General features: G+C 46.1%; 7 protein-coding genes and 1 tRNA gene. 2 read left to right on the forward strand and 6 right to left on the reverse strand.

Going from position 1 to position 6796, the window contains the following annotated elements; all coding sequences use genetic code 11:
* Positions 1–104: 104 nt before the first annotated feature.
* The 4 genes from ACBR23_RS22740 to ACBR23_RS22755 form a co-directional block, all read right to left on the reverse strand.
* Positions 105–1034, reverse strand: coding sequence for a tetratricopeptide repeat protein (locus ACBR23_RS22740; protein WP_371119785.1), 930 nt, complete (start codon positions 1032–1034; stop codon positions 105–107).
* A gap of 109 nt (positions 1035–1143) precedes the next feature.
* On the reverse strand, positions 1144–1956 hold the full coding sequence (locus ACBR23_RS22745; protein ID WP_371116613.1) for an inositol monophosphatase family protein: 813 nt from the start codon (positions 1954–1956) through the stop codon (positions 1144–1146).
* A 31-nt stretch (positions 1957–1987) separates the two neighbouring features.
* Complete coding sequence (locus tag ACBR23_RS22750; protein WP_371116612.1) at positions 1988–2608, reverse strand: thermonuclease family protein; 621 nt, start codon at positions 2606–2608, stop codon at positions 1988–1990.
* Between the two features lie 26 nt (positions 2609–2634).
* Positions 2635–3003: a 2Fe-2S iron-sulfur cluster-binding protein gene (locus ACBR23_RS22755; protein WP_371116611.1), complete on the reverse strand. Its 369-nt coding sequence runs from the start codon at positions 3001–3003 to the stop codon at positions 2635–2637.
* A 214-nt stretch (positions 3004–3217) separates the two neighbouring features.
* Here ACBR23_RS22755 and ACBR23_RS22760 point away from each other — a divergent pair.
* Positions 3218–3304 (forward strand) — tRNA-Ser (locus tag ACBR23_RS22760).
* Positions 3305–3715: 411 nt separating this feature from the next.
* On the opposite strand, the gene ACBR23_RS22765 is transcribed toward ACBR23_RS22760, so the two are convergent.
* Positions 3716–5482: an EamA family transporter gene (locus ACBR23_RS22765; protein WP_371119786.1), complete on the reverse strand. Its 1767-nt coding sequence runs from the start codon at positions 5480–5482 to the stop codon at positions 3716–3718.
* Positions 5483–5665: 183 nt separating this feature from the next.
* Between ACBR23_RS22765 and ACBR23_RS22770 the strand changes: the two genes are divergently transcribed.
* Positions 5666–5902, forward strand: coding sequence for a hypothetical protein (locus ACBR23_RS22770; protein WP_341739701.1), 237 nt, complete (start codon positions 5666–5668; stop codon positions 5900–5902).
* 97 nt (positions 5903–5999) lie between these two features.
* Here ACBR23_RS22770 and ACBR23_RS22775 read toward each other — a convergent pair.
* On the reverse strand, positions 6000–6796 hold a 797-nt coding region (locus tag ACBR23_RS22775), incomplete at its 5' end, for an inorganic phosphate transporter (RefSeq protein ID WP_371125684.1).

The raw sequence follows: 6796 nt of genomic DNA on the forward strand, positions 1-6796 counted from the left end.
AACTTAGCTTGAGGGGACGATGTTAAAGTCGAACCTGACCAGTTTAGCATTCGACTTTAACCAATTCAACTATCACCAAGTCTAATTTTTTTGCCTCCGCCTCATCATTTCTTCTTCCCCCCACCAAACAAATTGGAAAAACTCGCAAAAAAGCCACCTTGCTTATCCTCACCCTTTTTAGCTTTCGCCCCGGAAGCTGGCTGTTCCAGCTTTTTCTTCACTTCCAAAGCCATCGGCTCTTCTGGATTAGATACCAAAGCTTTTTGCACCTCCAGCTTAGCCATTGTTCCTTGACCTTGCATCAAATAACACATTGCCAACATAGCGTGACACTTGCTATTTTTCGGTTCGCGCTTTTGAGCTTCCCTCAACTCCAAAATTGCTTTGGCGTAATTTTTGCTATCCATAAATCCCTGAGCACAGCGGCAATGTTGTTCCACCAAAGAATTTTTTTTGGTAGTCGTTGGAGGAACAACCGGAGTCGGAGGTACTACTTTTAATTCTTTTTTATCTGGCTTTTCCGGTTTCGGAGTTACCACCCCGGTTGGAATCATGACGTTTTCTTTTCGCAGCAGGTAAACCAGATTGAGTTCGCTCATTTGATTGATGACCTCTAGGGCTTGCTCAGCGGATTCGTATTGGTTGTCCGCCAGTTTGCTCATTGCTGTTTTGTAAGTTTCTTCCCAATTTCCACTCCGGGCTAACTGTTTGGCTTCTGCGCTTTCGATTTGCTGTTTCTCTTTTTCTTTCGTGGCCCGCTTGCTGATAGCCGTTAGTAGCAAATTATATTCTTTGCGATCGCTTTCCTTGGAGAATTTGTTGTAAGCAGGATTGACCACTTTTGACAAAAACTGATTAGCCCAATCTTTATCAGCTTGATTTTCAAAAGGGCAAGTATCCGAGTGCAAGCGGCGGACTATTTTCATGTAACGCTTGCGGATGTCGTTAAACTCAGCATCTAAGGGAACTCCCAAAATTGCGTGCTGATCTGTAAAGTCAAACTTAAACAGCCCTTTTGTCATTTCAAAAGACATAAATATTACTCTCCTTTCCCAGGCTTGTGACGATGCTTTATTCTTTAATGTAGCTTCTGTTAAGGGGTTATGACCCCCGTACTAATGCTTAGCCCTCGGCTCCGGGCGGCTACCCCCAAGACGATAAAGGGGGTGTTTTGAGCAATGCGTCGCTGAGTTCAGCATGAATCTTACCGTTTGTCGCCAAAACTCGACCAGAGTTAATCTCAAAGGGACTCTCGTCATAGGCTGTAACTTTACCTCCAGCTTCCGAGACAATGACTACGCCGGCGGCTACATCCCAAGGAGACAGTCCCCGTTCCCAGTATCCATCTAAGCGGCCGCAGGCGACGTGAGCTAGGTCGAGAGCTGCTGAGCCACTGCGTCGCACTCCTTGGGTGAGGTGGGTGAGGTGACAGAATTCGGCATAGTTATTATCGGCTGTTTCTCGTCGATCGTAAGCAAAGCCAGTAACTAACAAACTTTTGGTCAATATAGAGGTTTGGGAAACTGCGATCGCCCGTCGATTGCGGGTAGCACCCAATCCTTTCGCAGCCCGAAACAATTCGTTATGAAACGGATCGAAAATTACGCCAATTTGTGGTACTCCTTCAATTAAAAGTCCGATCGACACACAGGCAAATGGATATTGGTGGGCATAATTAGTTGTACCGTCCAAAGGGTCGATCGCCCACAGATATTTGCTACTGGCATCCCCTAATTTACCCGATTCTTCAGCAAGTATCCCGTGGTCGGGTACATGGCGACCCAGAATTTCTAAAATGACCGCTTCGGAGGCTTTGTCGGCTTCTGTGACTAAATCTCCCGATCGACCTTTTTCTTGAATTTCTTCTAATTTTCCGCAGAAAGATTGCAGAACGGAACCAGCAGCGAGGGCCGCTTCGGTGGCTATTTCTAATAAGTCTTGAATTTTGTTAGTCATTTGTTATTTGTTATTTGTTATTTGTTATTGATTATTTGTTATTTTGCTGGCGAAATTCTCCGGGAGTTTGACGCAGCGGCTGTTTAGGATTCCAAATCCCTTTACCCATTAGTCTCGCCCATTCTTGAGCATTGACAAGTCGCTGCTGGTACTTCTTGTTAGGCGATCGCACCTTTGCCAAAGCGTAACCTTCTTTAACTAGCCGTTCATTGACCAACACTCCATCTTCCCACAAATAGGCTAAGAAGCGATCGAACCTATCTTTCTCTTCAACATCTAATTCTAACAACACCTGTTTCCCGCCAATAAGCTGTTCCAGTTGGTTTTTGGCTGCTTCTCCCCAAGGCTGTTGCTTTAAATCCGGTGCTTCAATCCCAATCAACCTAACTTGTTCTAACAGGGCAATTTTGTCTGCTGTACGGACAATTTCGATAGTTTGTCCGCTGACAGTCCGTTGTACTTTCACGAAAGTTCCTGTGGGAATTTCCGGTTTTTGGCAGCTAACTAACAACCAACAAAGGGCGATCGATAATAGTCGATGCAGAAACTTTCGGCATGGGCCACTTATGCCCAGCGTAACCGCAGCATTAGTCCTTGCGTACTTGAGCCTCGCGTAGCCAAAACCTAGGAGATGAAGAATGAAACTTGGCATTTTGCATATTTCCGTAGGCATTGCGCTCACTCTTCATCTAATGGCAAAGCCATACGCACTTTACCTTTCCCGAAGTAGCGCCCAAATTGAAGTTCGTATACTTCATCTTCATCTTGTGTCTCTACTTCCATGTTGGAACGAGGATAACTGACACACAGCAAAGCATAACCCTGTTTTTGCAGTTCCACCGAAAGTCCCATGGCTTCTGGTTGGTGCAGTTCCCCAGACTTAACGCGGACAGCACAGGCGGTACAGGCACCGTTTCGGCAAGAATATGGTAAGTCTACTCCTTGGTTTTCCACGTTTTGGAGGATGTAGCGGTCTTCGGGTACTTGCACGGTGTGGCACGAGCCTGTTTGTCTGTTGTGAATTGTAATTGTGTAAGAGCGAGTCATGGAATTTTAGATTTTAGATGTGGGATTTTAGATTTGAGTTTGGAGACCAAATTCTTGATATGAATCGGTTTGCGACATCTGGAAGCAGAATTTGCCCTACTTGTTTTACGCCCTATCCACATTAAACAATAAATTTATGCCATTAGGCCTTGCCAAATCAGATTTCTTCTGATAAGGTAGTAAAACTGTGGCTAAAAAAACAAAGTTCAGCTTTGGAGAGGTGGCCGAGTGGTTGAAGGCGCAGCACTGGAAATGCTGTTTGGGGGTGACTTCAACGAGGGTTCGAATCCCTCCCTCTCCGTTGGATCTTGTCATACAAGCTTTACAGCAAAACGGCTTAGTTAGATATCTAACTAAGCCGTTTGTTTTTGGTATGGAGGATGCTAGCGTTCGATCTCAATGGGAGCATCCTATTTTTGCAAATATATCCTCCAACATTGGGATGCACCCATCTCAATCCTTATTCCCCTGAAAAATACCGAAATTAGTACGGGAAGGGGGGTAGGCAATGCCGCACTACCCCTACAAAACGATGATTTATATCAAATCCGTTGACATCGGAATTATTATTTCTCTCATCTCTTTCTCTGTGTCCTCTGTGTCCTCTGTGGTTTAATCATTCCGATACAACGGGAATTGATATTACCTGAGAATGACACCCGCACACCCTAGCCCCTAAAAAAAGAGAAGATAGAAGAAATCAAATATTGCCTCAAGAAGCACTCTTTTTAGGAGTCACTATCCGTTCGATACTCATAGCAGCCACGCTCAATGTCACCACAGCCATGCCGAGAATTGCTACAGGCTTTAACTTCTCATTAATAATCAGAAATCCGAAAAGCGCAGTCATCGCAGGTCCCAAAGTTCCAATTACTGATGCTAAAGCAGCCCCCGCAAATCGGATGGCAAAATTATTTAAAAGATAGCTAAACAGCGTCAGGACACCTAAAACTACACCCCCAACAATCAAACCAGGCCAAACATTTTGATCGATACTAGGAGCCAAATTTTCTGACAGTGGCACCCACAAACTCAGGGCAGAAAACACAAAAATCGCCGCAAAATTCACCAAACTAAAAGGAATTGGGTGTAGCTTACCAGCAGCCATTTGCGTCAGCAATACGTAGCCGGCAAAAGTAATCCCTGAACAAACTGCGGCTGTCACTCCCACTGCCACATTGCCACCGCCAGGAGTCGGAGAGGCAAAACTGGGCCACCCAGCTAAAATCAAGCCTGCGGTAATACCGCAAATCGCTAACAATCCCACTGTGCTGGGGCGAGCACCAAACAATACCCAAGAACCGAGTACGGTGACGATCGGATAAATAAAGAAAATCGTAATCGCAATTCCCGCCGGAATATTGCCGATCGCCAAATAAATCAAAACCTGAGACAAAAACAGAAAAAATGCGCTTCCTAAAACCTTACTCCACAAAGCTCGATCGCGAGACTGGAACAACCGCCTAATATCTTTCCAGACAGAAGGATAAAGAAATGTCGCCAACACAGGCATCAAAGCCATCACCACGATCAACCGCATCAATAAAATCAACAGAGAATTTCCAAAACCAGGAGTCACAACCCCAGGCACTTCAAACCAGCCGAAAATCATCCTAGGATTGCTGCTTTTAATCAGAATTCTCAAACTAACATTAAATATCGACAATACCACCGCTGAAGACAAAGCCAACACCAAACCGATCTGCATTTGAGAAGGTGCTTTAGCCACGGCTGCTGTCGGCTGCACCGGATGGGGCCGTGGAACTGCTTCCTGGCTATCAGCAGGTACAGCAGGCATAATTTGTGGACGGACAGAATTAGTTAATTCCTCTGGATAGGAATCTTCTGCATCAAAAGGATTGTCAAGATATGCTTCTTCTTCTTCAAGTTCTTCCCTGATGCGGTTTACCAGATTCTGCAATAACTCTTCGCCTTGTCGCTCCAAGGTTTGCATATTGTTTAGCCGCACCGACAATTCACTTTCATAGCTGCTCAAATCTTGTTGCAGCATCTGAAAACTGCGATCGATCCGATCGTCTAGCGCCGCCAATAACTCAGAAGCGCGTTCATCATAGTTACTTGGTGGCATCGGTATGGGGAACTCGCCGCTAGGAATGGGACTACTGAGAGAATGTCCCGAATTAGCACTGAGTTCGTTAAACCGCTGCACTAACAAATCTTGGAGATTGTGAGCCAAAACTTGAGCCAACTGTTTGAGCCACAACTGCTGCTGATGAATATATCGGCCCGACAAAGATTCCATTTGCTGAGACTGCAATTTACGATATTGCTGTCTCAGGCTTTCAATATCCTGAATCAAGTGATTTTTTTCACTTTGGAGCCGTGTAATGTCCTGATTTAACTGGCCCTTGACATTTTCATGCAAAGCGTCCAGCTCCTGAATCACCGAGTTAAGGACTTGTTCTGCCGATTTGGCATCCTCTGGATCGCCTGCGGAGTATTTGTTCTCTTGCGCCATTATTAACGTATAACCTCTAATTTAAACTGTACGTTCAGTATTCTGAACTATCTTGTAAATTAGTTGACAATTTTCAGTCACTTTATCTAAAAGACGGCTGACACTATAGTAGTTGCTGAGTTGGAGAGTAAAAAATTGGGTCAAACGAAGCTATCCCGGAGGGAATCGCCCGAAGAACACTTTGTGCAATTAGAAATTATACTACAACGCCATGCTGAAGCACTCGAAGCCGAAGTCAGAGCTTTGCAAACCGCAGATGAAACCGCCCAGTGGTCTGGTGACTGGAAGCGTTACTACAACTGGCGTTTCGCTAAAATTTTTGCCTCTGTAAAGATTTTTCGCAACTGGGGTGCAGATGCTGCTGCTTGGCAACTACTGCCACTGCGACAGTATCCCAATCGAGGCAATCAGAAGGATTAGTTGACTGTTGTCAGTTGTCAGTTGACTGTTGTCAGTTGACTGTTGACTGTTTGATATGTGGTATCAATTCTTGAATCCAAAATCTAAAATCCAAAATCTAAAATCGATTGATCGATCGCGCGATACTGAAAATTGCAGCAGCCAAACCTGCGGCGATGGGGATTGTGACTAACCAAGCCGAACCAATAGACCGCAAAGTTTGCCAACGTACAGATTTCCAACCATTGACAAGTCCCACTCCCACAACTGCACCGACTAAAGCATGGGAAGTGGAAACAGGCAACCCCAAGCGGGATGCTAACAAGACAGTAGCAGCGGTGGCTAATTCTGCACAAAATCCGCCACTTGGTTGCAGTTGGATGATGCCCTCCCCCACTGTGGCAATCACATTTTCGCCCCAAAGGGCCAAACCGATGACTATTCCGACACCTCCGAGGACTAAAATCCACAGGGGAACACTGAAATCATTCAGAGGAAAGGAACCTGTGCGACGGATATAGACGATCGCAGCTAAGGGGGCAACGGCATTACCTACATCATTGGAACCGTGGGCAAAGGCCACAAAGCAGGCACTGAGCGCTTGAAATCGGGCCATTTGTTGCTCGATGGGAGAGAGAGAAAGGGGAGTTCCCTCTTGCTTCCCCCCAACGGGACTTCCCTCTTGTTTCCCCCCAAAGGGATTTCCTTCTTGATTCCCCCCAAGGGGGGGGTAGGGGGGGGTTCCTTCTTGTTTCCCCTCAACGGGAGTTCCTTCTTGATTCCCCCCTTGGGGGGGGTAGGGGGGGGTTCCCTCTTGATTCCCCCCAAAGGGAGTTCCCTCTTGATTCCCCCCAAGGGGGGGGTAGGGGGGGGTTCCTTCTTGATTCCCCCCAAAGGGAGTTCCTTCTTGATTCC

It is taken from the genome of Microcoleus sp. (assembly GCF_041354475.1).
Taxonomy (GTDB): domain Bacteria; phylum Cyanobacteriota; class Cyanobacteriia; order Cyanobacteriales; family Microcoleaceae; genus Microcoleus.

Coding starts and splice junctions, on each gene's coding strand:
- ACBR23_RS22740 (WP_371119785.1), bottom strand. CDS start 1,034: ATGTCTTTTGAAATGACAAAAGGGCTGTTTAAGTTTGACTTTACAGAT.
- ACBR23_RS22745 (WP_371116613.1), bottom strand. CDS start 1,956: ATGACTAACAAAATTCAAGACTTATTAGAAATAGCCACCGAAGCGGCC.
- ACBR23_RS22750 (WP_371116612.1), bottom strand. CDS start 2,608: ATGCCAAGTTTCATTCTTCATCTCCTAGGTTTTGGCTACGCGAGGCTC.
- ACBR23_RS22755 (WP_371116611.1), bottom strand. CDS start 3,003: ATGACTCGCTCTTACACAATTACAATTCACAACAGACAAACAGGCTCG.
- ACBR23_RS22765 (WP_371119786.1), bottom strand. CDS start 5,482: ATGGCGCAAGAGAACAAATACTCCGCAGGCGATCCAGAGGATGCCAAA.